We start from the raw sequence: 23,076 nt of genomic DNA on the forward strand, positions 1-23,076 counted from the left end.
ATGGAACCGTGGGCGTGTACGAGGGGAGCCGACGTTGATCGTGGAAGCGCGGTACGCCAGCGGGGACGGCGTGCTCGTCGGCAGTGGCGCGCACTGGGTGCTGCTGACCGACCCCGGCGACGAGCGGGTCGTCCAGGACATCTGGGACGCCCTCGCCCTGACGGCTCCGTCCGGGGCGAGCGTCGCCGAACGGGTGCTGGCGATCGCCGAGAAGGCGTTCAAGGGCGACCCGCCCGGACTGGCCCTCGTCGACTTCACCTCCGGCGCCTCGACGACGCTGTCCCGCGGCCTCGGGCACGTGCGCCTCGCCGGGCCTGCCCGGGTGCTCAGCCTCGACGCGGGAGCAGACCCTGAGACCCTCACCAGCGCCCGACGCCTCGTGGGCGGGGTCGTCGCCGCCGACCGGGTGGAGCTCACGCCCGTCTCGGCCCGCACGGCCCCGGCGCACCGCGCCCAGGAGACCGCGCCGCCCGTGGCAGCCGCCCTCATCGACGGCATCCCGGACGCCATCCTCGCAGCCAAGGGTCCCGACGGCCCTCCCCCGCGCACCCGCGTACGCCGTCCGGTCGAGGACACCGGCTCCCTCGTCGACACCTCCGAGCCCGACCCGCTGATGATGCAGCGGATCGAGGAGGGTGCCCACACCACGATCCGGCCTCCCGCGGCCCCGCCGCCCGAGCCCGACGACCACGACGGCGCGACGTCGCTGCGACCGGCCCACCTCACCCACAGCACGGCTCCCACGGTGCTCGCCGTCAGCTGCCCGCTCGGTCACCTCACTCCCCCGATCTCGCCGCAGTGCCGGGTGTGCCACCAGCGGGTCGCCCCGCAGGAGCCACGACGGGTGGACCGGCCGCCGCTGGGTGGCCTGCGCCTGCCCACCGGCGAGGTCGTGCCCCTCGACCGGGGCGTGATCCTGGGCCGCAAGCCCGCGCCGGCGCAGGGCAGCACCGACTGGCCGCACCTCGTCCACCTGCCGTCCGACCACTCCTTCGTGTCGAGGCGGCACCTCCAGATCGAGCTCGACGGCTGGGACGTCATCGCCCGTGACCTCGACAGCCGCGGAGGCACCACGATCGCTCCCCCGGGTCGCGACCCGGAGCGGATGAGGCCCGGCGACGCCTACGTGCTCGACCCCGGCACGGTGCTCGACATGGCCCAGGTCTACAGCGTCCGCTACGAGTCGGGGGCGGTCGCCCGGTGAGCGCACCTGTCATCCCGGGGTTCGCGTTCGTCGAGCACCTCGGCAGCGGCGGCTTCGCCGACGTGTTCCTCTACGAGCAGCAGTGGCCGCGCCAGCGCGTCGCCGTCAAGGTCGTACGCCCCGACGTCCCGCTGACCGACCGCGAGAAGTACCTGTTCACCGCCGAGGCCAACGCGATGGCGCGCCTCGCCGACCACCCCTACATCGTCTCGGTGATCACGGCCGGGGTCACCGCCGAGGGCGGCCGGCCGTTCCTCGTGATGCGCTACTGCCCACCGCCCGACCTCGGCGTGCGGGTGCGCGCCAACCCGATGGCCCCGGTCGACGCTGTCTCCACCGGCATCAAGCTGGCGAGCGCGATCGAGACCGCGCACCGCTCCGGCATCCTGCACCGCGACATCAAGCCCAGCAACGTGCTCGTCACGACCTACCACGAGCCTGCGCTGACCGACTTCGGCATCGCCGGGCACATGGCCGACCTCGAGGGTGACAACGACGTCCGCATCTCCTACCCGTGGTCGCCGCCCGAGCTGCTCGACGGCCGGTCCAACGGGTCGGTGGCCTCCGACGTCTACTCCCTCGGCGCGACCATCTGGCACCTGCTCGTCGGCCGGTCCCCCTTCTCGATCCCCTCGGGCGACAACTCGACGCGCGCCCTGAGCGCACGCATCCTGCACGCCGCTCCCCCGGCCACCCAGCGTCCTGACGTCCCGCCGGCGCTCGACCGGCTCCTGCAGCAGTGCCTGGCCAAGCGTCCCGAGCACCGACCGGCCAGCGCCCTCGAGCTCGCTCGCGCGCTCCAGCGCATCGAGTCGGCGGCGGGCTGGGCGCGCACGGCCGTGGCCGTGGAGGGCGACCGTCCCGACGCGTCCGTCGGCGTGGGCCAGGCGACCGGGGCGTCGGGCTCGTACGGCCCCTCCGGCTCGTTCGGTCCCTCCGGCTCGTCGGAGCCGGCCGAGGACGCCACGGCGATGAAGCCGGTCACGGTGATCTCGGCGAGCGGCCCGCGCCGTATCGCAGCCCAGGACCCCTCGCCGCCCGGCACGGACGGCGGGGAGGAGCGTGCCGGCGTACCGGGCCTGGTCTGGGCAGGCGTCGGGGTCGCGGTCCTCGCGCTCCTGGTGGGCTTCCTCGTCCTCGGTGGCAACGACCGCGACGAGGACCCCGGCGTGGTCGTCCCGACCGAGTCGCAGACACCGGGCGACGTCGTCCCCGACGTCCTCACCGAGGCGGTCGCGCTCACCGGCAGCCGTACGCCGCGCGGTGTGCTGTTCGAATGGCGCCCGCCCGTGCCGGTGGAGAACGGCGACTCGTTCAGCTGGCACCGCGACGACACCGGCGAGTACGGCAGCACGTCGCGGAGGCGACTGCTCGTGCGCACCGACGACCCGGTGTGCCTCGACGTGCGGATGACCCGCGGGTCGGACAACTCGCCCAGCGCGAGCCAGTGCGTGTCCTGACCCGCGGGTCCCGACGTCAGGGGGTCAGTCGTCCTCCCAGTCGCGGCGCGGCCCGGTCGCCGCGTCCTGCTCCTCGGCCGACATCCGGCTCGATGCCCACAGCGACAGCACCGCGGTGATCGCCAGCGTGGCGACGATGACCACGAGCGAGAGCCAGATCGGGATCTCCAGCCACGCGTAGTCGAGGTGCTCGCCACCGTTGATGAACGGCAGCTCGTTCTCGTGCAGGGCGTGGAAGAAGAGCTTGACGCCGATGAACGCCAGCAGGAACGCGAGCCCGTAGGAGAGGTAGATCAGGCGCTGCAGCAGGCCGCCGATGAGGAAGTAGAGCTGGCGCAGACCCATCAGCGCGAAGATGTTGGCGGTCAGCACCAGGTAGGGCTCCTTGGTGATGCCGAAGATCGCCGGGATCGAGTCGAGCGCGAACAGCAGGTCGGTCGTGCCGAGGGTGAGGATCACGATGAACATCGGCGTGATCATCTTCTTCGCGCCCTCGCCGGTGATGACCAGGCTCTTGCCGTGCCACTCCGAGGTGGCGGGGAAACGACGCTCGACGAACGCGACGAGCTTGTTCTCCTCGAACTCGTCGTCCTCGTCCTCGCCGCCCTCCTTGGCCAGCTTCACCGCCGTGTAGACCAGGAACAGGCCGAAGATGTAGAAGATCCAGCTGAAGTTGCTGATCGCGGCGGCGCCCACGGCGATGAAGATCGCACGCATGACGAGGGCCATCACGATGCCGATCATCAGGGCGTACTGCTGCAGTTCCCGCGGCACGGCGAACTTGGCCATGATGATGATGAAGATGAACAGGTTGTCGATGGAGAGCGAGTACTCCACGAGCCAGCCGGAGTAGAACTCCAGCGCGGGCGTTCCGCCTGAGGTGTACCAGACGCCGAGGCCGAAGAGGATGGCCAGGCCGACGTAGATCGAGAGGTAGGTCGCGCACTCCTTCATGCTCGGCTCGTGCGGCCTGCGGCCGACCACGGCGAGGTCGAAGGTGAAGATCGCTAGGGTCACCACGCCAGTGGCGATCCAGACCCAGGTGGGTACGTCCACGCTGTTGCTCCTAGGGATGAGGCGAGATCGGTGTCCGCGCAGCGCACGGACGCCAGAGGTCTCTTCCGCTCGCACGCCCCAGGGGACCTGGGGCGACGAACCAGTGGCACCGGGCGCCGCTCGCGCGCACGCCGTACTGACGACACCACTGCCGAGGAATACTCCCCTCCAACCGCGTCAGTGTGTCACGCGGTCCGAGGGGGGCGTGAAATCGCCGTCAGCGTCCGCCGAATGGGACGCCGAGCGCGGCCAGCCGGGACCGCCCGCCGTCGACCGCGGTGAGCACCCACGCGCCCTCTGGCGTCACGGTGAAGGTGTGCTCGAAGTGTGCCGCGAAGGACCCGTCCACGGTCGCGACGGTCCACTCGTCCTCGAGCAGGTCGGTGTGCTTGCCGCCCAGCGTGACCATCGGCTCCACGGCGAGCGCGAGGCCCTCCACGATCGACGGGCCGCGGCCGCGCCGCCCGACGTTGGGCACGTTGGGCGGCATGTGCATCTCCGTGCCGATGCCGTGGCCCGTGTAGTCCTCGAGGATGCCGTAGCGGCCCTGCGAGCGGACGTAGGTCTCTACGGCGTGGCTGATGTCGCCCACCTTCCCGCCGAGCCGCGCGGCGGCCATGCCGCGCCACAGCGACTCCTCGGTGACCCGCAGCAGCTCGGTGACGTCGTCGGCCACCTCACCCACAGGCACGGTGATCGCCGCGTCGCCGTGCCAGCCCTCGACGATGGCGCCGCAGTCGATGGAGATGACGTCACCCTCTGCCAGGGTGCGCTGCCCGGGGATGCCGTGCACCACCTCGTCGTTGACCGAGGCGCAGATCGTCGCCGGGAACGGCGGGTGGCTGTAGCCCTTGAACGACGGCACGCCCCCGTGGTCGCGGATGTGGGCCTCGGCCAGGGTGTCGAGCTCCTGGGTGGTCACCCCTGGCCGTACGGCGGCGCGCAGCAGCTCGAGGGTCTCCCCCACGAGACGCCCCGCGACGCGCATCAGGTCGATCTGCTCGGGGGTCTTGATCTCGATCCCACGGTCGCGAAAGCCCACGAGGCTCAGCTCTCGGGGATCACGTCGAGGGCGTCGAAGATCCTCTTGGTGACTTCGTCGACCTCACCCATCCCGTCGACCTCGACGAGGATCCCGCGCTCGCGGTAGACCCCGATGAGCGGCTCGGTCTGCTCGAGGTAGATCTCCTGGCGGCGCCGGATGACGTCCTCGGTGTCGTCGGCGCGACCGTCCGTCACCGCACGCTGCAGCAGGCGCTGGACGAGCTCCTCGGAGTCGACCGTGAGCACGACAACGGCGTCGAGCCGGTGGCCGGTGAACCCGATCATCCCGTCGAGCTCGGTGACCTGGGCCAGGGTGCGGGGGTAGCCGTCGAGCAGGAAGCCGGGCGCTGCGTCGGCCTCGTCGATGCGGTTGCGCACCATCAGGTTGGTGACCTCGTCCGGGACGTACTCCCCGGAGTCCATGTAGCGCTTCGCCTCGACACCGAGCGGCGTGCCCTGCGAGACGTTGGCGCGGAAGATGTCACCGGTGGAGATCGCCGGGATGCCGAAGTGGTCGGCCACGAAGCGGGCCTGGGTGCCCTTGCCCGCACCCGGCGGGCCCATGAGGATCAGTCTCATCTACTTCAGGAATCCTTCGTAGTTGCGCTGCTGGAGCTGGCTCTCGATCTGCTTCACGGTGTCGAGGGCCACGCCAACCATGATGAGGATGGACGTGCCGCCGAACGGGAAGTTCTGGTTGGCCTGGATCATCGCGAAGGCGACGAGCGGGACCAACGAGATCAGGCCGAGGTAGAGGGCTCCAGGGAACGTGATGCGGGACAGGACGTAGGACAGGTAGTCCTCGGTCGGCTTGCCCGCCCGGATCCCGGGGATGAAGCCGCCGTACTTCTTCATGTTGTCCGCCACCTCGACAGGGTTGAAGGTGATCGAGACGTAGAAGTACGTGAAGAAGATGATCAGCAGGAAGTACGTCGCCATGTAGAGCGGGTGGTCGCCGTTGACGAAGTAGGTCCCGATGAAGTCGAGCACGGGGTTCTGGCTCTCGGGGTTGAACTGCACCGCCATCGCCGGCAGGTAGAGCAGCGACGAGGCGAAGATGACCGGGATGATGCCGGCCTGGTTGACCTTGAGCGGGATGTAGGTGGAGTTGCCACCGAACATCTTGCGACCGACCATCCGGCGCGCGTACTGCACCGGGATGCGGCGCTGGGCCTGCTCGATGAAGATGACGCCCGCGACGAGGATCAGGCCGATCACCATCACGATCGCGAAGGTGACCCAGCCCTGCGAGGTCTGCACGCTCCACAGCGACGCCGGGAAGGTGGCGACGACCTGGGTGAAGATGAGGATCGACATGCCGTTGCCGATGCCGCGGTCGGTGATGAGCTCGCCGAGCCACATGATGACGGCGGTGCCCGCCGTCATGGTGACGACCATGACGAGGAAGGTTGCGGTGCCGTCGTCGTGCAGCAGGTCGCGCGTGCAGCCCTGCAGCAGGGCGCCGTTGCGCGCGAGGGCCACGATGCCGGTCGCCTGCAGCACGGCCAGGCCGAGCGTGAGGTAGCGCGTGTACTGGGTGATCTTCGTCTGGCCGGCCTGCCCCTCCTTCTTCAGCGCTTCGAGCCGCGGGATCACCACGACGAGCAGCTGCAGGATGATGGAGGCCGTGATGTACGGCATGATCCCCAGCGCGAAGATGGTGAGCTGGAGCAGCGCACCACCCGAGAAGAGGTTGATCAGGCTGTAGAGGCCGCCCTCTTCCAGCTGGTCGATGCACGCCTGGACGTTGGCGACGTGCACACCGGGGGTGGGCACCTGGGAGCCGAGCCGGAAGATCGTGATGATCAGCAGGACGAAGAGCAGCTTGCGCCGCAGGTCCGGAGTCCGGAAAGCGTTGGCGAACGCGCCTAGCACTGGTTCCTCTTTCGTATGGGTGCCCAGCCAGGATCGGCGGGCGGACGAGACACCCTCGCCGTCGTACGGCGGAGGGCCCGGGAGAGCCTAACAGTCGGGGTACGACCCGCTTTCACCCCAAGCATCAAGGGGAGAACGACGAAGGCCCGGCCGACAGTTCCCACTGTGCGGCCAGGCCTTCATCGGATGAGCGAGATCGTGGCCTCAGGCCACGGTCGCGGTGCCGCCTGCAGCCTCGATCTTCTCCTTGGCGGAGCTCGAGAACGCGTTGGCACTGACCTGGACGGCGACCGAGATGTCGCCCTGGCCCAGGACCTTGACGGGCTGGTTCTTGCGGACCGCGCCCTTGGCGACGAGGTCGTCGACGGTCACGGTGCCACCCTCGGGGAAGAGCTCCCCGAGGCGGTCGAGGTTGACGACCTGGAACTCCACGCGGAAGGGGTTCTTGAAGCCCTTCAGCTTGGGCAGACGCATGTGGATCGGCATCTGGCCACCCTCGAAGGCAGCCGGCACCTGGTAGCGCGCCTTGGTGCCCTTGGTGCCGCGGCCGGCAGTCTTGCCCTTGGAGCCCTCACCGCGACCCACGCGGGTCTTGGCGGTCTTGGCGCCCGGAGCGGGACGCAAGTGGTGCAGCTTGAGCGTCATGTCACTCCACCTCCTCGAACGTCACCAGGTGACGGACAGTGTTGATCATGCCCCGGATCTCCGGGCGGTCTTCCTTCACGACGACGTCGCCGATCCGCTTGAGACCGAGCGAACGCAGCGTCTCGCGCTGGTTGGCCTTGAGGCCGACCAGCCCGCGCTTCTGCTGGACCTTGAGCTGTGCCATCAGGACTGCACCCCCGCGGTCTCGGCCTGGCCCTCGGCGCGCGCCTTGAGCAGCGCGGCGGGGGTCACGTCCTCGACGCGCATGCCACGGCGAGCAGCCACGGCCTCGGGCTCCTCGAGCATCCGCAGCGCCTCGACGGTCGCGTGGACGATGTTGATCTGGTTGGACGAGCCGAGCGACTTGCTCAGCACGTCGTGGATGCCGGCGCACTCGAGGACCGCACGCACCGGGCCACCGGCGATGACGCCGGTACCGGGAGCGGCGGGACGCAGCAGGACGACGCCCGCGGCCTTCTCACCCTGCACCGGGTGCGGGATGGTGCCCTGGATGCGGGGGACCTTGAAGAAGTGCTTCTTGGCCTCCTCGACACCCTTGGCGATCGCCGCGGGAACTTCCTTCGCCTTGCCGTAGCCGACGCCGACCAGGCCTTCACCGTCGCCGACGATCACGAGGGCGGTGAAGCTGAAGCGACGACCACCCTTCACGACCTTGGCGACTCGGTTGATCGCCACGACTCGCTCGATGTAGACAGACTTCTCGGCCTGGCCACGACCGTTGTCGCGTCCGCGACGGTCGCCCGAGCCACCGCTGCGCTGTCCGCGCTGGGCTCCGCTCATGAGATGTGCTCCATATCTAAGTTCTCTCTCTGGTCGCGTGACGCGATCAGAAGGACAATCCGCCCTCGCGGGCGGCATCGGCGAGGGCCGCGATGCGGCCGTGGTACTTGTTGCCGGCCCGGTCGAAGACGACGTCCTCGATACCGGCGGCCTTGGCACGCGACGCCACCAGCTCGCCGACCTTCTTGGCCTTGGCGGTCTTGTCGCCCTCGGTGCCACGGACGTCGGCCTCCATGGTGGAGGCGTAGGCCAGGGTGGCGCCCTGCAGGTCGTCAACGACCTGCACCGAGAGGTGCTTGGCCGACTTGGTGACCACCAGGCGCGGACGCTCGGCGGTGCCGTTGATCCGCTTGCGACCACGCGCCTGGCGGCGCAGGCGCGCCCGGACGCGGTTGGCGGTGTGCTTGTTGTTGCTCAGCGAGATCGCCATGTCACTTACCGGCCTTTCCGACCTTGCGGCGGATGTGCTCGCCGGCGTAGCGCACGCCCTTGCCCTTGTAGGGCTCGGGCTTGCGGAGCTTGCGGATCTTGGCCGCGACCTCGCCGACGAGCTGCTTGTCGATGCCGACGACGCCGAGCTTGGTCGGGCCCTCGGTGGTGAAGGTGATGCCCTCGGGGGCGTCGAAGATGATCGGGTGCGAGTAGCCGAGCTGGAACTCGAGCTGGGTCGGACCCTTGGGCAGGACGCGGTAGCCCACGCCCACGATCTCGAGCTTCTTCTCGTAGCCCTCGGTGACGCCCACCACCATGTTGTTGATGAGCGTGCGGGTCAGGCCGTGCAGCGAGCGGCTGTTGCGCTCGTCGTCGGGGCGCGTGACCTCGAGTACGCCGTCCTCGCCCTTGGCGACCGTGATCGGCGAGGCGATGGTGTGCGACAGGGTGCCCTTGGGGCCCTTGACGGTCACCAGCGACTCATCGATCGCGACGTCGACACCGGACGGGACCGCGATGGGGAGCTTGCCAATGCGCGACATGCTTCTCTCTCTTCCTGGTCTCAGATGGTCCGGGTCACCAGACGTAGGCGAGGACTTCGCCGCCCACGCCCTTCTGGTTCGCCTGGCGGTCGGTGAGCAGGCCCTGCGACGTCGAGATGATCGCGACACCGAGGCCACCGAGGACCTTGGGCAGGTTGGTGCTCTTGGCGTAGACACGCAGGCCGGGCTTGCTGATACGGCGCACGCCGGCGATCGAGCGCTCCCGGTTGCGGCCGTACTTGAGGGTCACGGTCAGCGTCTTGCCGACCGAGGGCTCGCCCTCGGCGGTGACGTTGTCGGCGACGTCGTAGGAGGTGATGTAACCCTCCTGCTTGAGGATCTCCGCGAGGCCGGCCTTCATCTTGCTGTAGGGCATCGACACCACGTCGTGGTACGCCTGGTTGGCGTTGCGCAGACGCGTGAGCATGTCTGCGATCGGGTCAGTCATCGTCATGATGTGGTTCTTTCTCGTCGTGGTTTCCCGCCGCTCGCGGCCGCGGGACCTTCAACGTATTTCGGTGGTTACCAGGAGACGGTGTTGGTTACCAAGAAGACTTGGTGACGCCGGGGAGCTCGCCGCGGTGGGCCATCTCCCGCAGGCAGATCCGGCACAGGCCGAACTTGCGGTAGACGGCCTTCGGGCGACCGCAACGCTGGCAGCGGGTGTAGCCGCGGACAGCGAACTTCGGCTTGCGGGCGGCCTTGACCTTGAGAGCAGTCTTCGCCATGTCAGTTCTCCTTGAACGGGAAGCCGAGCTGCTTGAGCAGCGCGCGGCCCTCGTCGTCGTTGGTGGCGGTGGTCACGATGGTGATGTCCATGCCGCGCGACCGGTCGATCTTGTCCTGGTTGATCTCGTGGAACATGACCTGCTCGGTGAGACCGAAGGTGTAGTTGCCGCGACCGTCGAACTGCTTGGGCGAGAGGCCGCGGAAGTCGCGGATGCGGGGCAGCGCGAGGGACAGCAGGCGGTCGAGGAACTCCCACATGCGGTCGCCGCGGAGCGTGACGTGTGCGCCGATCGGCATGCCCTCACGCAGTTTGAACTGCGCGATCGACTTGCGGGCCTTGGTCACGGCCGGCTTCTGGCCGGTGATCGCGGTGAGGTCGCGGATCGCGCCCTCGATCAGCTTGGAGTCACGCGCAGCCTCGCCGACGCCCATGTTGACCACGATCTTGGTCAGGCCGGGCACCTGCATGATGTTGGCGATGTCGAACTCGGAGCGCAGGGCGGGAACGATCTCCTCGCGGTAGCGCGCCTTGAGACGGGGAATCTCAGTGGTCTGGGTCTCGGCCATCTCAGATCTCCTTGCCGGACTTGCGGGACACACGGACCGACCGGGTCGCGGCGTAGGTCGAGCCGTCGGGACGGCGCTTGGTGACCTCGTCGCGGCGGAAGCCGACGCGCGTGACGCCGTCACCCTCGACCAGCATCACGTTGGAGACGTGGATGGGGGCCTCGCGGGTGATGATGCCGCCGGTGGTGTTGGTCTGCTGCACGGACTTGGTGTGGCGCTTGACGAGGTTGACGCCCTCGACGATCACTCGGTCCTCCTCGCGGAGCACCGAGATGACCTTGCCCTGGGCACCCTTGTCCTTGCCAGCGATCACCTTGACGGTGTCGCCCTTCTTGATGTTCATGTTCTTACCCATCTCTCACAGCACCTCCGGGGCGAGCGAGATGATCTTCATGAAGCGCTTCTCGCGCAGCTCGCGGCCGACGGGGCCGAAGATGCGCGTGCCACGGGGCTCGCCGTCGTTCTTGAGGATGACGGCGGCGTTCTCGTCGAAGCGGATGTAGGAACCGTCGGCGCGGCGACGCTCCTTGACGGTGCGCACGACCACGGCCTTGACGACGTCGCCCTTCTTGACGTTGCCACCGGGGATCGCGTCCTTGACGGTGGCGACGATGACGTCACCGATGCCGGCGTAGCGACGCCCAGAGCCACCGAGAACACGGATGCAGAGGATCTCCTTCGCACCGGTGTTGTCGGCGACCTTGAGTCGCGACTCCTGCTGGATCATTGATTTCTCCTGGTTGTCGAGCTGGTTCTCGCCCTCTCAGCGGGGAGCGAGCCTGGCCGAACTGATATGTGGAAACTTGTGCTCGGGGCCCGAGGGCCCCAGGTCACTTGGCCTTCTCAAGCACCTCGACGAGGCGCCAGCGCTTGGTGGCCGACAGCGGACGGGTCTCCATGATGAGGACCCGGTCGCCGATGCCGCACTGGTTGGTCTCGTCGTGTGCCTTGAGCCGCGACGTCTTGCGCATGACCTTGCCGTAGAGGGCGTGCTTCACGCGGTCCTCCACGGCGACGACGATGGTCTTGTCCATCTTGTCGCTCACGACGAGGCCCTCACGGACCTTGCGCTGGTTGCGCTCGCCGGCGGACTGGGTCGCAGTGTTCTCGCTCATGCCTTCGCCTCTTCGTTGGTGCCCGGGGTGGTGCGGATGCCGAGCTCGCGCTCGCGGACCACGGTGTAGATGCGGGCGATGTCCTTCTTGACCACGCGCAGGCGGCCGTTGCTCTCCAGCTGGCCGGTCGCGGCCTGGAACCGGAGGTTGAACAGCTCCTCCTTGGCCTCGCGCAGCTTCGCCTCGAGAGCGGGTGCGTCGAGCTCGTCGAGCTCGTGGGCGTTCAGCTTGGTAGCCATCAGAATTCACCGGCCTCACGGGAGATGAACCGGCACTTCATCGGGAGCTTGTGCATCGCGCGGCGCATGGCCTCACGAGCAGTCACCTCGTCGACACCGGAGAGTTCGAACATGACGCGGCCGGGCTTGACGTTGGCCACCCACCACTCGGGCGAGCCCTTGCCGGAACCCATGCGGGTCTCGGCCGGCTTCTTGGTCAGGGGACGGTCCGGGTAGATGTTGATCCAGACCTTTCCGCCACGCTTGATGTGACGGGTCATGGCGATACGGGCCGACTCGATCTGTCGGTTGGTCACGTAGTGACCCTCGACAGCCTGGATCCCGAAGTCACCGAAGGCGAGCGTGGTGCCGCCCTTGGCTGCGCCGCGACGCTTGGGGTGGTGCTGCTTGCGGTGCTTGACACGACGGGGCATCAACATGGCTCAGGCCTCCGTTCCTGCGCTCGGTGCAGCCTCGGCCGGAGCCTCGCTGGACTCGGCGCGAGGTGCGCGGTCGCCGCGCGAGCCACGGCTCGGGCGCTCGCCGCCACGGGTGTTGGGACGACCGCCGCGACCGGGGGCACCGGCGCGCGCGGCCTGCTGGGCCTGGCGCTCGGCACGGGTGCCGGCGACCTCGCCCTTGTAGATCCAGACCTTCACGCCGATGCGACCGAAGGTGGTCTTGGCCTCGTAGAAGCCGTAGTCGATGTCGGCGCGGAGCGTGTGCAGGGGCACGCGGCCCTCGCGGTAGAACTCCGTGCGCGACATCTCGGCACCGTTGAGGCGACCCGAGCACTGGATCCGGATGCCCTTGGCACCGGAGCGCATCGAGGTCTGCATGGCCTTGCGCATCGCGCGGCGGAACTGCACGCGACCGGCGAGCTGCTCGGCAACTCCCTGGGCGACCAGCTGCGCGTCGATCTCGGGCTGCTTGACCTCGAGGATGTTGAGCTGCACCTGCTTGCCGGTGAGCTTCTCGAGCTCACCGCGGATGCGGTCAGCCTCGGCGCCGCGGCGACCGATGACGATGCCCGGGCGGGCGGTGTGGATGTCCACCCGCACGCGGTCACGGGTGCGCTCGATCTCGACCTTGGAGATGCCCGCCCGCTCCATGCCCTTGGAGAGCAGCTTGCGGATGGCGACGTCCTCACCGACGTAGGACTTGTAGAGCTTGTCGGCGTACCAACGGCTCTTGTGGTCGGTGGAGATGCCCAGGCGGAAGCCGTTCGGGTTGATCTTCTGACCCATCAGGCACCCCTTCCGTTCTTGTTGGCGCGGCCGTTCTTCGTGGCCAGCACGTCGGCCGGCTGCACCGCGAGGGTGATGTGGCTGGTGCGCTTGTTGATGCGCGTCGCACGGCCCTGGGCACGCGGACGCCATCGCTTCATCGTCGGGCCCTCGTCGACCATGGCGACGGAGAGCACGAGGTCGGCCCGGTTGAGGCCCTCGGTGGTCTCAGCGTTGGCGATCGCGCTCTCCAGCACCTTGTAGACGGTCTCGGAGGCGGCCTGCGGCGCGAACTGCAGCAGGGTCAGGGCCTCGTCGACCTGGAGGCCGCGGACCATGTCGACGACACGGCGGGCCTTCATCGGGGTGATCCGCACGTAGCGTGCGCTGGCGTACGCGCCCGGCTGGTCGCCGAGCAGCGTGCTGCGGCGCGCACTGGTGCGGCTGCGCTCGGTGGTGCTCATCGACGGCGTCCCTTCCGGTCTTCCTTGACGTGCCCGCGGTAGGTGCGGGTGGGGGCGAACTCCCCGAGCTTGTGGCCGACCATGGAGTCGGTCACGAAGACCGGGACGTGCTTGCGACCGTCGTGCACGGCGATGGTGTGACCGATCATGTCGGGCACGATCATCGACCGGCGCGACCAGGTCTTGATGACGTTGTGGCTGCCCTTCTCGTTCTCGGCGTCCACCTTCTTCTGAAGGTGGTCGTCGACGAAGGGGCCCTTCTTGAGGCTGCGAGGCATGTCGGTTACTTCCTACCCTTGCCGGACTTGCGACGACGGATGATCTGGGAGTCGCTGGCCTTGCGCTTGCGCGTGCGGCCCTCGGGCTTGCCCCAGGGGGAGACGGGGTGGCGACCACCGGACGTCTTGCCCTCACCACCACCGTGCGGGTGGTCCACCGGGTTCATGACGACACCGCGGACGGTCGGGCGGACGCCCTTCCACCGCATGCGGCCGGCCTTGCCCCAGTTGATGTTGGACTGCTCGGCGTTGCCGACCTCGCCGATCGTGGCGCGGCAGCGCACGTCGACGAAGCGCATCTCGCCGGAGGGCATGCGCAGCGTGGCGCGGCTTCCCTCGCGGGCGACCAGCTGGGCGGAGTTGCCGGCCGAGCGGGCGATCTTCGCGCCGCCGCCCGGTCGCAGCTCCACGCAGTGGATGGTCGTGCCGACCGGGATGTTGCGCAGCGGCAGGTTGTTGCCGGGCTTGATGTCGGCGTTGGGGCCGGACTCCACCGCGGTGCCCTGGGTCAGACCCTTGGGCGCGACGATGTAGCGCTTCTCGCCGTCGGCGTAGTGCAGCAGCGCGATGCGCGCGGTGCGGTTGGGGTCGTACTCGATGTGAGCGACCTTCGCCGGGACGCCGTCCTTGTCGTAGCGACGGAAGTCGATGATGCGGTAGGCGCGCTTGTGACCGCCACCCTTGTGCCGGGTGGTGATGCGGCCCTGGTTGTTGCGGCCGCCGTTCTTCGGCAGCGGGCGCGTCAGCGACTTCTCGGGCGTGGACCGGGTGATCTCGACGAAGTCGGCCACCGACGAACCACGACGGCCCGGGGTGGTCGGCTTGTACTTGCGGATAGCCATATCAGTTCCTAGTCAGGAGCCCGGTCAGGAGACCGGACCTCCGAAGATGTCGATGCGGTGACCCTCGGCGAGGCTGACGATCGCGCGCTTGGTGTTGGGGCGCTTGCCCATGCCGTAGCGGGTGCGACGCGTCTTGCCCTGGCGGTTGATCGTGTTGACCGAGGTGACCTTGACGTCGAAGACCTTCTCGACCGCGATCTTGATCTCGGTCTTGTTGGCGTCCGGGTGGACGATGAAGGTGTACTTGTTGGCGTCGAGCAGGCCGTAGCTCTTCTCCGACACGACCGGGGCGATCAGGACGTCGCGGTGGTCCTTGTGCAGGGTGCTCACTTGTCGCTCTCCTTCTCGTCGGCGCGGGTCAGACCGGCGGCCTCGGCGTCCTCGGCGGACTTGAACCAGAAGTCGCCACCCGCGACGTCGTAGGCGGCGTCGCCCTCGACGAGGTAGGTGCCGGACTCGAGGCCCTGGACCTCGTAGCCCTTCGGGTTCTTGCCACTCTTGAGCGGGGCCTTCGCACCGGCCGGGAGGACCGGCTCGTCGGTGGCCTGCTCGGTCGCGGCGGGCTTCTCGGCCGTCTCGGCCTTGGCGGCCGGGGCAGCAGCGGCGCCGACGAAGACGTCGTAGGCACCCTTGGTGAAGACCACGTCGTCAGCGGCCAGCACGTCGTAGGTGTTGAGCTGGTCGACGGCGACGATGTGGACCTCGGGCGCGTTGCGCAGCGAGAGCCAGGTGAGGGCGTCGGAGCGCTCGAGCACCACGAGGTAGCCCACGCGGTCGGTCAGCGAGGTCAGCGCCGCGAGCGCGGCCTTGGTGGAGGGCTTGTCGCCCGACACCAGGCCGTCGACCACGTGGACGCGGTCGTTGCGGGCCCGGTCGGAGAGGGCACCGCGCAGGGCGGCGGCCTTCATCTTCTTGGGGGTGCGCTGGTCGTAGCTGCGCGGCTGCGGGCCGTGGACGGTGCCACCGCCGGCGAACTGCGGAGCGCGGGTCGAGCCCTGACGGGCGCGGCCGGTGCCCTTCTGCTTGTAGGGCTTGCGGCCACCGCCGCGGACCTCGCCGCGGGTCTTGGTGGCGTGCGTGCCCTGACGCGCAGCGGCCTGCTGGGCCACGACGACCTGGTGGATCAGGGGGATGTTGACCTCGACACCGAAGATCTCGGCGGGGAGGTCGACCTTGACGGTCTTGACAGCCATGCTCAGGCCTCCTTGCCAGTAGCGGCGGAGTTCTTGGCGGCCGAGCGAAGGACGACTAGACCGTTCTTGGGGCCGGGAACGGCACCCTTGACGAGGATCAGGCCCTTGTCGGCGTCGACGGCGTGCACCGTCAGGTTCTGGGTGGTCACCGTGTCGTTGCCCATGCGGCCCGACATGCGGGTGCCCTTGAACACGCGGCCCGGGGTGGCGCAGGCGCCGATGGAGCCCGGCTTGCGGTGGTTGCGGTGCGCACCGTGCGAGGCGGAGACGCCGGAGAAGCCGTGACGCTTCATCGTGCCGGCGAAGCCCTTGCCCTTGCTGGTGCCGGTGACGTCGATCTCCTCGCCGGCGGCGAAGGTCTCGACGGTCAGCTCCTGGCCCACGGTGTAGCTCGCGGCGTCGGCCGTGCGGATCTCCGCGACGTGACGACGCGGCGTGACGCCGGCCTTGGTGAAGTGACCGGCCTCGGGCGAGTTGACCTTGCGGGCCTCGATCTCGCCGAAACCGACCTGGATGGCGTTGTAGCCGTCCACCTCGGGCTGGCGGACCTGGGTCACGACGTTGGTCGCGGCCGCGATCACGGTGACGGGGACGACCTTGTTGTTCTCGTCCCAGAGCTGGGTCATGCCGAGCTTGGTGCCCAGCAGCCCCTTCACGTTGCGTTCGAAAGTCTTAGCCATGTCGTCGCCTCAGAGCTTGATCTCGATGTCGACACCGGCAGGCAGGTCGAGACGCATCAGCGAGTCGACGGTCTTCGGCGTCGGGTCGATGATGTCGATCAGGCGCTTGTGGGTGCGCATCTCGAAGTGCTCGCGGGAGTCCTTGTACTTGTGGGGCGAGCGGATGACGCAGTACACGTTCTTCTCGGTCGGCAGCGGCACAGGGCCGGCGACCTTCGCACCCGTACGGGTGACGGTGTCCACGATCTTCCGCGCCGAGGTGTCGATCACCTCGTGGTCATAGGCCTTGAGCCTGATGCGGATCTTCTGTCCCGCCATAGGTCCGTGTCCTCTTCGATCTCGTACGCCTGGTCTGGTTTCGGCTCCCGGCCCCTGGTGGGCTGGCGCCGCCTGTCTCTCCTCCACCCTCCGACCCCCGCGGTCGGGCGTGTCGCGCTCCCCACTGAAAAGCTGGGCCTCGTGACACGACCCCGGGAGGGTCGGTGTTTCTCTGGGTGGCACCCGCCGGTCGGCGGATCTGGTCGGGTCTCCGATCACCGTGGTGATCCGGTGCGGTGCACGCAGGACGACTGGCTCGATCAAGGAGACGCGATTCAGAAGTCAAGGTGTGTGCCGCACCCCGGCGACCCGCCGGAGCAACCGGAACATCTTGGCAGACGCGGCAGCCCCACGCCAAATCGCACGCGACGGGGCGGTCGACGGCCCGGGCCGAAGGCCTCTTGTCCCCTCCCCGGGGCGGACCTACCGTCGACGGATGGCCGGCCCGGTCGCGCTGATCCTCTGCACCCTGATGCTGGGTGCAGCGGTCGGCACCGTCCTCTACCAGGCAGAGCTCGGCAGGCTGGTGCGGCGCGTCCGCACCCGCGTCGCCCCTCCCCCGGCGGCACCGTCGACCCCGTCGATCGAGGAGCTCGCAGCCGCCCTCCGGCGGGTGCGTCGCGAGGTGCTGGCCCCCGCACCGGGCACGCCGATGGCACGTCGGCGCGGCACCGTGGCGGCGTACGACGACCTGCTGGCGCTGGCGGCACAAGCACTCGGGGTGCCCGACCTGCTGACCGGCATGCGCGAGGGCGCCGACCGCGACGCGGAGCGCCTGCGGCTCGAGCACCTGCTGCGGGGAGCCGGGCTGGTGTTCGATCAGCCCCGGTCGGACCGTCTGTAGCAGAAGTCGGCGATGTCGCGGCCGACGTCACGGCCCTTCCGCTCGAAGCGGGTGACCGGCCGCTCGTCCCACCGCTCGACGCGGCCGCCCTCGAGGGTCGGCTCCGCGTCGAGGACCTCGCGCATCTGGTCGGCGTAGTCGGCCCAGTCGGTGGCCAGGCGCCACGCACCACCGGGCACCAGTCGCGACGAGGCGAGCGCGGCGTTTGCCGGGTTGACCAGCCGGCGCTTGCGGTGCTTGGTCTTGCGCCACGGGTCGGGGAAGAAGGTCCACAGCTCGGTGAGGCTGGCGGGACCGAGGAGGTTCTCGAGGGTCCAGACGGCGTCGACGGAGCAGAAGCGCACGTTGTCGGCGCCGGCCTCCGCGACACGCCAAAGCGAGTCGGCGATACCGGGGAGCCACACCTCGAGGGCGAGCACGTTGTGGTCGGGACGCGCGGCGGCGAGCACCGAGGTGGCCTCACCGATGCCGGGTCCGATCTCGACGATGAGGGGCGCCTCGCGACCGAACCACTCCGCGAGCGAGAACCCGGGCCGGTCGACGGCCTCCTCGGGGATCACCCAGTCGGCGTGGTGGGCGGCCCACGACTCGGCCTGCCGCGGCGTGAACCGGCTGCCCCGACGCGAGTAGGTGAGCACCTCGCGCATGCGGCGCCCGTCCGCGGTCAGCTTGTGGTGCGGGCGGGCGGGGCGTACGACGTCGTTCACGGGGCCCATCCTCCCCGCTCCCCCGCCTCGGACGCACATCAGCGCGGGCGGGGTCCTGGGACCCACGGGTCAGAGGTGCTCGAGTGCTCCGGTGAGCACCGAGCGCAGCCGCTGCTCGATGTCGTCGAACTCGGGCTGGCCGATGATGAGCGGCGGGGCGAGCTGGATGACCGGGTCGCCGCGGTCGTCGGCGCGGCAGTAGAGGCCGGCCTCCCACAGCGCGCCGGAGAGGTAGCCGCGCAGCAGCCGCTCGGACTCGGCGTCGTCGAACGTCTCCTTGGTCTCGCGGTCCTTGACCAGCTCGATGCCGTAGAAGTAGCCGTGCCCGCGCACGTCGCCGACGATCGGGATGTCGAGCAGCTTCTCCAGGGTCGCCCGGAACGCGGGGGCGTTCTGCTGGACGTGGTCGGTGAGGCCCTCGCGCTCGAAGATGTCGAGGTTGGCCATCGCCACCGCCGACGAGACGGGGTGGCCGCCGAAGGTGTAGCCGTGCGCGTAGGCCGTCGTACCGCTCTTGAACGGCTCGAACAGGCGGTCGCTGGCGATCATCGCCCCGATCGGCGAGTAGCCCGAGGTCATGCCCTTGGCGCAGGTGATGATGTCGGGCTGGTAGCCGAACTCGGCCGCACCGAACATCTCCCCCACCCGGCCGAACGCGCAGATGACCTCGTCGGAGACGAGCAGGACGTCGTACTCGTCGCAGATCTCGCGGACCCGCTCGAAGTAGCCGGGCGGCGGCGGGAAGCAGCCGCCGGCGTTCTGCACCGGCTCGAGGAACACGGCGGCAACGGTGTCCGGGCCCTCGAACTCGATCGCCTCGGCGATCCGGTCGGCGGCCCAGCGGCCGAACGCCTTCTCGTCGTCGCCGACGTACTCCGGTCGCCGGTAGAAGTTGGTGTTGGGCACCTTGTGGGCACCCGGGACGAGCGGCTCGAACATCTCCTTCAGCGGCGGGATGCCCGTGATGGACAGCGCGCCCTGCGGGGTGCCGTGGTAGGCGACCGCGCGGGAGATCACCTTGTGCTTGTTGGGCCTGCCGGTGAGCTTGTAGTACTGCTTGGCGAGCTTCCACGCCGACTCGACCGCCTCACCGCCACCGGTGGTGAAGAAGACGCGGTTGAGGTCTCCGGGGGCCATCGCGGCGACCCGGTCGGCCAGCTCGACGGCACGCGGGTGCGCGAAGGACCACAGCGGGAAGAACGCCAGCTCCTTGGCCTGCCGCGCAGCGGCCTCGGCCAGCTCCTCGCGGCCGTGGCCCACCTGGACGACGAAGAGGCCGGCGAGGCCGTCGATGTACTCGCGGCCGTGGCTGTCCCAGATCTTGTGGCCCTCGCCCCGCACGATCAGCGGCATCTCGCCGCCGTTCTCGTAGGTCGAGTGCCGGGTGAAGTGCAACCAGAGGTGGTCGCGGCCGGCGGCCTGGTAGTCGAACGACTGGTCGATGCTCATCGGGTACCCCAGTTGTAGTGCTGCTTGTTGAGCTTGAGGTAGACGAAGGTCTCCGAGGAGACGACGCCCTCGAGCTCTCGGACCTGACGGATGACGTCGAGCAGGTGCGGGTCGTCCTCGCACACCACCTCGACGAGGAGGTCGAAGCTGCCGGCGGTGGTGACCACGTAGTCGACCTCGCGCAGCTGCGCCAGGCGGTCGCCCACCTTCATCGGGTCGCCCTCCGTGCGGACACCGATCATGGCCTGGCGCGTGAACCCGACCTGGGTCGGGTCGGTGACCGCCACGACCTGCATCACCTCGGAGTCGAGCAGCTTCTGGACCCGCGCGCGAGCCGCGGCCTCGGACAGGCCGACCGCCTTCGCGATGGCGGCGTAGGAGATCCGGCCATCCTCCTGGAGCAGCTCGATGATGCGCTTGGCGGTCGCGTCGAGCCGCACGGCTCCCTCGGTCACGTCCTCACCCCGCAACGCTTGCTCATGGCGCCCATGGTGGTGCCCGAACCGACGGTTCGCAAGTCATCTAGCGTGGAATCCGCATTTCACGGCTGTTAATTCTGCGATTCCCGCACAATCTTCGGCAACAAGTATGGCGATCGGCGCCCCACCCGTCCTACTCTCCCCTCACTGCACCCGACCGGGAGGACCCCCGTGACCAGCCCACGCACGCTGCGCAACTTCATCGGTGGCACGTACGTCGACGGCGGCGCCGGCGCTACCAGCGACGTCGTCGACCCGACGACCGGCCAGGTGGTCGCCCAGGCGCCCGTCAGCGGGGCGGAGGAGGTCGACGCGGCCTACGAGGCGGCCGGCCGGGCTTTCGAGGAGTGGGGGCGTACGACGCCGTCGGAGCGGCAGCAGGCCCTCCTGGGGATCGCCGAAGCCATCGAGTCGCACGCCGAGGAGCTGATCGCCCTCGAGTCGGCCAACACCGGCAAGATCAAGTCGCTCACCGCGAGCGAGGAGATCCCCCCGATGGTGGACCAGCTGCGCTTCTTCGCCGGCGCGGCACGGGTGCTGGAGGGCAAGGCGGCCGGCGAGTACATGGCCGGTCACACGTCGTGGATCCGGCGCGAGCCCATCGGCGTCGTCGGCCAGGTCACGCCGTGGAACTACCCCCTCCTCATGGCCGTGTGGAAGATCGGCCCGGCCCTCGCGGCCGGCAACACCGTCGTCCTCAAGCCGAGCGACACCACGCCGGAGAGCACCCTGCGGCTGGCCGAGCTCGCCGCGGAGCACCTGCCCGCCGGCACGCTCAACGTGGTGACCGGCGACCGCGAGACCGGGCGCCTGCTCGTCGAGCACCCGACGCCGGGGCTGGTCGCGATCACGGGGTCCGTCCGGGCCGGGGCCGAGGTCGCGGCGAGCGCCGCCCACCAGGTCAAGCGGGTGCACCTCGAGCTGGGCGGCAAGGCTCCGGTCGTGGTCTTCGACGACGCCGACATCGAGGCCGCGGTCGAGGGGATCGCGATCGCCGGCTACTTCAACGCCGGTCAGGACTGCACCGCGGCCACGCGCGTCCTCGTCGCCCCCGGCATCCACGACGACTTCGTGGCCGCGCTCGCCGACTACGCGAAGGGGTCGGCCCCGGTGGGCCTTCCTGACGACGAGGACGCGCTCTTCGGCCCCGTCAACAACGCGACCCAGCTGGCCCGGGTGAGCGGGTTCATCGAGAACCTGCCGGCCCACGCCACCGTGTCCGCCGGCGGCAACCGTCGTACGGACCTGGGCGAGGGCTACTTCCTCGAGCCGACCGTCCTCTCGGGGCTGCGGCAGGACGACGAGGCGATCCAGAACGAGATCTTCGGCCCCGTCATCACGGTGCAGCGCTTCACCGACGAGGAGGAGGCGGTCCGCTGGGCCAACGGCGTCGACTACGGCCTCGCGTCGTCGGTGTGGACCAAGGACTTCGGCCGGGCGATGCGGATGTCGAAGGCGCTGGACTTCGGGTGCGTGTGGATCAACACCCACATCCCGCTCGTCGCGGAGATGCCGCACGGCGGCTACAAGAAGTCCGGCTACGGCAAGGACCTCTCGATGTACGGCTTCGAGGACTACACGCGCATCAAGCACGTCATGGCGAACATCGAAATCTAGACGGCGAGAGCTGAGCAGCGACGCGGAGGAGATCCACTGATGACACCCATCCCGAGGCGACGGCGCCCCCGGTCCACACCGGCCGCTGCGTTGACGGCGGCAGCAGGAGGCGGGTTGAGCCGTCGGGCGCTGCTCGGCACCGGCGTCGCAGCCGGCGCCGGTCTGGCGCTCACCGGGTGCGCCCCGCCCGAGCCGCCGGCGGCCGGCGGGATCGCTGCCCTCGACCTCCCCACCGACGTCTCCGACACCGAGAAGACCCTCAAGTGGGCCAACTGGACGGCCTACCTCGACATGAACGGCAAGGAGACGACGTCGCCGACCCTCGACGCGTTCCGGGAGCAGAGCGGCATCGACGTCAGCTACTTCGAGGAGATCGACGACAACGACTCCTACTACGCCAAGGTCGGCCCCCAGCTGCGTGCCGGCCAGAGCATCGACCGCGACATCATCACCCTGACCGACTGGATGGCGGCCCGGCTCATCCGCGACCAGGTGGTCCAGCCGCTGGAGCTCATCCAGATGCCCAACGTGGTCAACAACCTCCTGCAGCCGCTCAAGGACGCCTCCTTCGACCCCGGTCGCCTCAACTCGATCACGTGGCAGAGCGGCTTCGCGGGCATCGGCTACAACAGGGAGAAGGTCGGTCGCGAGCTGAAGTCGCTCGACGACCTGTGGACCGACGACCTCAAGGGCCGGATCGTGGTGCTCTCGGAGTTCCGCGACACGGCCGGCCTGGTCATGCAGTCCCAGGGCGTCGACATCGAGAGCGACTGGGGCCAGGCCGAGTTCGAGAAGGCGCTCGACTTCATCGAGCAGAAGATCGACGAGGGCTACATCCGCAAGGTGAAGGGCAACTCCTACATGGAGGACCTCACCAGCGGCAACGCGGTGGCGGGCATCACGTGGAGCGGTGACATCTTCGTCCTCGCCTACGACACCGAGGACCCCAACTGGACCTTCACCCTGCCCGAGTCGGGCGGCACGCTGTGGTCGGACAACCTGATGGTCCCCATCACCTCGACGCACCGCCGGAACGCCCAGCGACTGATGGACTACTACTACGACCCTGCCGTCGCAGCCCAGGTGGCCGCCTGGGTCAACTACGTGTGCCCGGTCGAGGGCGCCCAGGCCGAGATGGAGAAGATCGACCCCGAGCTCGCCGAGAGCCCGTGGATCTTCCCGACCGCCGACTTCATCGCCGACAACAACGTCCAGCAGTTCCGGGTGCTCGACGCGGACGAGGACATCCTGTACGCCGACCTGTGGTCCACGAAGGTGATGGGGAACTGAC

Annotated in this window: 33 protein-coding genes; 5 read left to right on the forward strand and 28 right to left on the reverse strand. The window is 68.9% G+C overall.

Going from position 1 to position 23,076, the window contains the following annotated elements:
- The first annotated feature begins 40 nt into the window (after nucleotides 1–40).
- On the forward strand, nucleotides 41–1,204 hold the full coding sequence (locus HOO61_RS25115; RefSeq protein WP_172262147.1) for an FHA domain-containing protein: 1,164 nt from the start codon (nucleotides 41–43) through the stop codon (nucleotides 1,202–1,204).
- Complete coding sequence (locus HOO61_RS22780) at nucleotides 1,201–2,664, forward strand: serine/threonine-protein kinase (protein WP_172262149.1); 1,464 nt, start codon at nucleotides 1,201–1,203, stop codon at nucleotides 2,662–2,664. The genes HOO61_RS25115 and HOO61_RS22780 overlap by 4 nt, the downstream gene beginning before the upstream one ends.
- A 24-nt stretch (nucleotides 2,665–2,688) precedes the next feature.
- Here the strand turns inward: HOO61_RS22780 and HOO61_RS22785 are convergent, their stop codons facing one another.
- From HOO61_RS22785 to rpsJ, 25 genes are all read right to left on the reverse strand, one after another.
- Complete coding sequence (locus HOO61_RS22785; RefSeq protein ID WP_172262151.1) at nucleotides 2,689–3,720, reverse strand: TerC family protein; 1,032 nt, start codon at nucleotides 3,718–3,720, stop codon at nucleotides 2,689–2,691.
- 217 nt (nucleotides 3,721–3,937) lie between these two features.
- Nucleotides 3,938–4,762, reverse strand: coding sequence for a type I methionyl aminopeptidase (map, locus tag HOO61_RS22790; protein WP_172262153.1), 825 nt, complete (start codon nucleotides 4,760–4,762; stop codon nucleotides 3,938–3,940).
- Between the two features lie 5 nt (nucleotides 4,763–4,767).
- Nucleotides 4,768–5,343: an adenylate kinase gene (locus tag HOO61_RS22795; protein ID WP_172262155.1), complete on the reverse strand. Its 576-nt coding sequence runs from the start codon at nucleotides 5,341–5,343 to the stop codon at nucleotides 4,768–4,770.
- Nucleotides 5,344–6,639 (reverse strand): preprotein translocase subunit SecY, encoded by a 1,296-nt coding sequence (secY, locus tag HOO61_RS22800; protein ID WP_172262157.1) that lies wholly within the window; start codon nucleotides 6,637–6,639, stop codon nucleotides 5,344–5,346.
- A gap of 204 nt (nucleotides 6,640–6,843) precedes the next feature.
- Complete coding sequence (gene rplO, locus HOO61_RS22805) at nucleotides 6,844–7,284, reverse strand: 50S ribosomal protein L15 (RefSeq protein ID WP_172262159.1); 441 nt, start codon at nucleotides 7,282–7,284, stop codon at nucleotides 6,844–6,846.
- 1 nt (nucleotide 7,285) lies between these two features.
- A complete protein-coding gene (rpmD, locus tag HOO61_RS22810) occupies nucleotides 7,286–7,468 on the reverse strand; it encodes a 50S ribosomal protein L30 (RefSeq protein ID WP_056599717.1) in 183 nt (60 codons plus the stop codon).
- On the reverse strand, nucleotides 7,468–8,085 hold the full coding sequence (gene rpsE, locus HOO61_RS22815; protein ID WP_172262161.1) for a 30S ribosomal protein S5: 618 nt from the start codon (nucleotides 8,083–8,085) through the stop codon (nucleotides 7,468–7,470). Before rpsE ends, rpmD begins: the two co-directional genes overlap by 1 nt.
- A 46-nt stretch (nucleotides 8,086–8,131) precedes the next feature.
- Nucleotides 8,132–8,515, reverse strand: coding sequence for a 50S ribosomal protein L18 (rplR, locus tag HOO61_RS22820; protein ID WP_056599708.1), 384 nt, complete (start codon nucleotides 8,513–8,515; stop codon nucleotides 8,132–8,134).
- A gap of 1 nt (nucleotide 8,516) precedes the next feature.
- Entirely contained in the window at nucleotides 8,517–9,059 is a 543-nt protein-coding gene (gene rplF, locus HOO61_RS22825) for a 50S ribosomal protein L6 (RefSeq protein WP_172262163.1), read from the reverse strand.
- A 34-nt stretch (nucleotides 9,060–9,093) separates the two neighbouring features.
- Nucleotides 9,094–9,513, reverse strand: a complete 420-nt coding sequence (rpsH, locus tag HOO61_RS22830) for a 30S ribosomal protein S8 (protein ID WP_172262165.1) — start codon at nucleotides 9,511–9,513, stop codon at nucleotides 9,094–9,096.
- 88 nt (nucleotides 9,514–9,601) lie between these two features.
- Nucleotides 9,602–9,787, reverse strand: coding sequence for a type Z 30S ribosomal protein S14 (locus HOO61_RS22835; protein WP_011757321.1), 186 nt, complete (start codon nucleotides 9,785–9,787; stop codon nucleotides 9,602–9,604).
- A 1-nt stretch (nucleotide 9,788) separates the two neighbouring features.
- A complete protein-coding gene (gene rplE, locus HOO61_RS22840; protein WP_129453384.1) occupies nucleotides 9,789–10,355 on the reverse strand; it encodes a 50S ribosomal protein L5 in 567 nt (188 codons plus the stop codon).
- A 1-nt stretch (nucleotide 10,356) separates the two neighbouring features.
- The gene (rplX, locus tag HOO61_RS22845; protein ID WP_216659223.1) at nucleotides 10,357–10,710 is read right to left on the reverse strand and encodes a 50S ribosomal protein L24; all 354 of its coding nucleotides are present in this window, start codon (nucleotides 10,708–10,710) and stop codon (nucleotides 10,357–10,359) included.
- A gap of 3 nt (nucleotides 10,711–10,713) precedes the next feature.
- Nucleotides 10,714–11,082 (reverse strand): 50S ribosomal protein L14, encoded by a 369-nt coding sequence (rplN, locus tag HOO61_RS22850; protein WP_056599693.1) that lies wholly within the window; start codon nucleotides 11,080–11,082, stop codon nucleotides 10,714–10,716.
- 103 nt (nucleotides 11,083–11,185) lie between these two features.
- Nucleotides 11,186–11,470 (reverse strand): 30S ribosomal protein S17, encoded by a 285-nt coding sequence (gene rpsQ, locus HOO61_RS22855; protein ID WP_172262169.1) that lies wholly within the window; start codon nucleotides 11,468–11,470, stop codon nucleotides 11,186–11,188.
- Nucleotides 11,467–11,709, reverse strand: a complete 243-nt coding sequence (rpmC, locus tag HOO61_RS22860) for a 50S ribosomal protein L29 (RefSeq protein WP_204811325.1) — start codon at nucleotides 11,707–11,709, stop codon at nucleotides 11,467–11,469. The genes rpsQ and rpmC overlap by 4 nt, the downstream gene beginning before the upstream one ends.
- Entirely contained in the window at nucleotides 11,709–12,128 is a 420-nt protein-coding gene (gene rplP / locus HOO61_RS22865) for a 50S ribosomal protein L16 (RefSeq protein ID WP_056599680.1), read from the reverse strand. The genes rpmC and rplP overlap by 1 nt, the downstream gene beginning before the upstream one ends.
- Nucleotides 12,129–12,131: 3 nt before the next feature.
- Entirely contained in the window at nucleotides 12,132–12,935 is an 804-nt protein-coding gene (gene rpsC, locus HOO61_RS22870; protein WP_172262171.1) for a 30S ribosomal protein S3, read from the reverse strand.
- A complete protein-coding gene (rplV, locus tag HOO61_RS22875; protein ID WP_172262173.1) occupies nucleotides 12,935–13,378 on the reverse strand; it encodes a 50S ribosomal protein L22 in 444 nt (147 codons plus the stop codon). Before rplV ends, rpsC begins: the two co-directional genes overlap by 1 nt.
- On the reverse strand, nucleotides 13,375–13,656 hold the full coding sequence (rpsS, locus tag HOO61_RS22880; RefSeq protein ID WP_090969263.1) for a 30S ribosomal protein S19: 282 nt from the start codon (nucleotides 13,654–13,656) through the stop codon (nucleotides 13,375–13,377). Before rpsS ends, rplV begins: the two co-directional genes overlap by 4 nt.
- Nucleotides 13,657–13,661: 5 nt before the next feature.
- Nucleotides 13,662–14,498: a 50S ribosomal protein L2 gene (gene rplB / locus HOO61_RS22885; protein ID WP_129453376.1), complete on the reverse strand. Its 837-nt coding sequence runs from the start codon at nucleotides 14,496–14,498 to the stop codon at nucleotides 13,662–13,664.
- A gap of 24 nt (nucleotides 14,499–14,522) precedes the next feature.
- A complete protein-coding gene (gene rplW / locus HOO61_RS22890; RefSeq protein ID WP_056599661.1) occupies nucleotides 14,523–14,828 on the reverse strand; it encodes a 50S ribosomal protein L23 in 306 nt (101 codons plus the stop codon).
- Nucleotides 14,825–15,691 carry a 50S ribosomal protein L4 gene (rplD, locus tag HOO61_RS22895; RefSeq protein ID WP_172262175.1) on the reverse strand — a complete coding sequence of 289 codons (867 nt, stop codon included), beginning with the start codon at nucleotides 15,689–15,691 and terminating at the stop codon, nucleotides 14,825–14,827. The genes rplW and rplD overlap by 4 nt, the downstream gene beginning before the upstream one ends.
- A 2-nt stretch (nucleotides 15,692–15,693) precedes the next feature.
- Nucleotides 15,694–16,371 carry a 50S ribosomal protein L3 gene (gene rplC, locus HOO61_RS22900; RefSeq protein ID WP_172262177.1) on the reverse strand — a complete coding sequence of 226 codons (678 nt, stop codon included), beginning with the start codon at nucleotides 16,369–16,371 and terminating at the stop codon, nucleotides 15,694–15,696.
- Nucleotides 16,372–16,380: 9 nt separating this feature from the next.
- Nucleotides 16,381–16,689 carry a 30S ribosomal protein S10 gene (gene rpsJ, locus HOO61_RS22905; RefSeq protein ID WP_008360994.1) on the reverse strand — a complete coding sequence of 103 codons (309 nt, stop codon included), beginning with the start codon at nucleotides 16,687–16,689 and terminating at the stop codon, nucleotides 16,381–16,383.
- 436 nt (nucleotides 16,690–17,125) lie between these two features.
- Between rpsJ and HOO61_RS22910 the strand changes: the two genes are divergently transcribed.
- Nucleotides 17,126–17,533 carry a hypothetical protein gene (locus tag HOO61_RS22910; RefSeq protein WP_172262179.1) on the forward strand — a complete coding sequence of 136 codons (408 nt, stop codon included), beginning with the start codon at nucleotides 17,126–17,128 and terminating at the stop codon, nucleotides 17,531–17,533.
- Here HOO61_RS22910 and HOO61_RS22915 read toward each other — a convergent pair.
- From HOO61_RS22915 to HOO61_RS22925, 3 genes are all read right to left on the reverse strand, one after another.
- The gene (locus tag HOO61_RS22915) at nucleotides 17,509–18,240 is read right to left on the reverse strand and encodes a tRNA (guanosine(46)-N(7))-methyltransferase TrmB (protein ID WP_367650286.1); all 732 of its coding nucleotides are present in this window, start codon (nucleotides 18,238–18,240) and stop codon (nucleotides 17,509–17,511) included. The two genes, HOO61_RS22910 and HOO61_RS22915, sit on opposite strands and share 25 nt — an antisense overlap.
- A gap of 69 nt (nucleotides 18,241–18,309) precedes the next feature.
- Entirely contained in the window at nucleotides 18,310–19,689 is a 1,380-nt protein-coding gene (locus HOO61_RS22920; RefSeq protein ID WP_172262183.1) for an aspartate aminotransferase family protein, read from the reverse strand.
- Nucleotides 19,686–20,144, reverse strand: a complete 459-nt coding sequence (locus HOO61_RS22925) for an Lrp/AsnC family transcriptional regulator (protein ID WP_172262185.1) — start codon at nucleotides 20,142–20,144, stop codon at nucleotides 19,686–19,688. Before HOO61_RS22925 ends, HOO61_RS22920 begins: the two co-directional genes overlap by 4 nt.
- A 195-nt stretch (nucleotides 20,145–20,339) precedes the next feature.
- Here HOO61_RS22925 and HOO61_RS22930 point away from each other — a divergent pair, with 195 nt between their 5' ends.
- Together HOO61_RS22930 and HOO61_RS22935 are read left to right on the forward strand one after the other, a co-directional pair.
- Nucleotides 20,340–21,785, forward strand: coding sequence for a gamma-aminobutyraldehyde dehydrogenase (locus HOO61_RS22930; RefSeq protein WP_172262187.1), 1,446 nt, complete (start codon nucleotides 20,340–20,342; stop codon nucleotides 21,783–21,785).
- Between the two features lie 114 nt (nucleotides 21,786–21,899).
- Nucleotides 21,900–23,075, forward strand: a complete 1,176-nt coding sequence (locus tag HOO61_RS22935; protein WP_216659225.1) for a PotD/PotF family extracellular solute-binding protein — start codon at nucleotides 21,900–21,902, stop codon at nucleotides 23,073–23,075.
- Nucleotide 23,076 lies beyond the last annotated feature (1 nt).

This window comes from Nocardioides sp. zg-1230 (assembly GCF_013155335.1).
Lineage (GTDB): Bacteria > Actinomycetota > Actinomycetes > Propionibacteriales > Nocardioidaceae > Nocardioides.

Coding starts and splice junctions, on each gene's coding strand:
- rplB (WP_129453376.1), bottom strand. CDS start 14,498: ATGGCTATCCGCAAGTACAAGCCGACCACCCCGGGCCGTCGTGGTTCG.
- HOO61_RS22920 (WP_172262183.1), bottom strand. CDS start 19,689: ATGAGCATCGACCAGTCGTTCGACTACCAGGCCGCCGGCCGCGACCAC.
- rplF (WP_172262163.1), bottom strand. CDS start 9,059: ATGTCGCGCATTGGCAAGCTCCCCATCGCGGTCCCGTCCGGTGTCGAC.
- rpsJ (WP_008360994.1), bottom strand. CDS start 16,689: ATGGCGGGACAGAAGATCCGCATCAGGCTCAAGGCCTATGACCACGAG.
- rpsS (WP_090969263.1), bottom strand. CDS start 13,656: ATGCCTCGCAGCCTCAAGAAGGGCCCCTTCGTCGACGACCACCTTCAG.
- rplV (WP_172262173.1), bottom strand. CDS start 13,378: ATGAGCACCACCGAGCGCAGCCGCACCAGTGCGCGCCGCAGCACGCTG.
- rpmD (WP_056599717.1), bottom strand. CDS start 7,468: ATGGCACAGCTCAAGGTCCAGCAGAAGCGCGGGCTGGTCGGCCTCAAG.
- rplP (WP_056599680.1), bottom strand. CDS start 12,128: ATGTTGATGCCCCGTCGTGTCAAGCACCGCAAGCAGCACCACCCCAAG.
- rpsQ (WP_172262169.1), bottom strand. CDS start 11,470: ATGAGCGAGAACACTGCGACCCAGTCCGCCGGCGAGCGCAACCAGCGC.
- rpsE (WP_172262161.1), bottom strand. CDS start 8,085: ATGAGCGGAGCCCAGCGCGGACAGCGCAGCGGTGGCTCGGGCGACCGT.
- rplR (WP_056599708.1), bottom strand. CDS start 8,515: ATGGCGATCTCGCTGAGCAACAACAAGCACACCGCCAACCGCGTCCGG.
- HOO61_RS22910 (WP_172262179.1), top strand. CDS start 17,126: ATGGCCGGCCCGGTCGCGCTGATCCTCTGCACCCTGATGCTGGGTGCA.
- rpsC (WP_172262171.1), bottom strand. CDS start 12,935: ATGGGTCAGAAGATCAACCCGAACGGCTTCCGCCTGGGCATCTCCACC.
- rplN (WP_056599693.1), bottom strand. CDS start 11,082: ATGATCCAGCAGGAGTCGCGACTCAAGGTCGCCGACAACACCGGTGCG.
- HOO61_RS22795 (WP_172262155.1), bottom strand. CDS start 5,343: ATGAGACTGATCCTCATGGGCCCGCCGGGTGCGGGCAAGGGCACCCAG.
- rplC (WP_172262177.1), bottom strand. CDS start 16,371: ATGGCTAAGACTTTCGAACGCAACGTGAAGGGGCTGCTGGGCACCAAG.
- rplD (WP_172262175.1), bottom strand. CDS start 15,691: ATGGCTGTCAAGACCGTCAAGGTCGACCTCCCCGCCGAGATCTTCGGT.
- rplO (WP_172262159.1), bottom strand. CDS start 7,284: ATGACGCTCAAGCTGCACCACTTGCGTCCCGCTCCGGGCGCCAAGACC.
- rplE (WP_129453384.1), bottom strand. CDS start 10,355: ATGGCCGAGACCCAGACCACTGAGATTCCCCGTCTCAAGGCGCGCTAC.
- rplX (WP_216659223.1), bottom strand. CDS start 10,710: ATGGGTAAGAACATGAACATCAAGAAGGGCGACACCGTCAAGGTGATC.
- rpsH (WP_172262165.1), bottom strand. CDS start 9,513: ATGACGATGACTGACCCGATCGCAGACATGCTCACGCGTCTGCGCAAC.
- HOO61_RS22835 (WP_011757321.1), bottom strand. CDS start 9,787: ATGGCGAAGACTGCTCTCAAGGTCAAGGCCGCCCGCAAGCCGAAGTTC.
- rpmC (WP_204811325.1), bottom strand. CDS start 11,709: ATGGCTACCAAGCTGAACGCCCACGAGCTCGACGAGCTCGACGCACCC.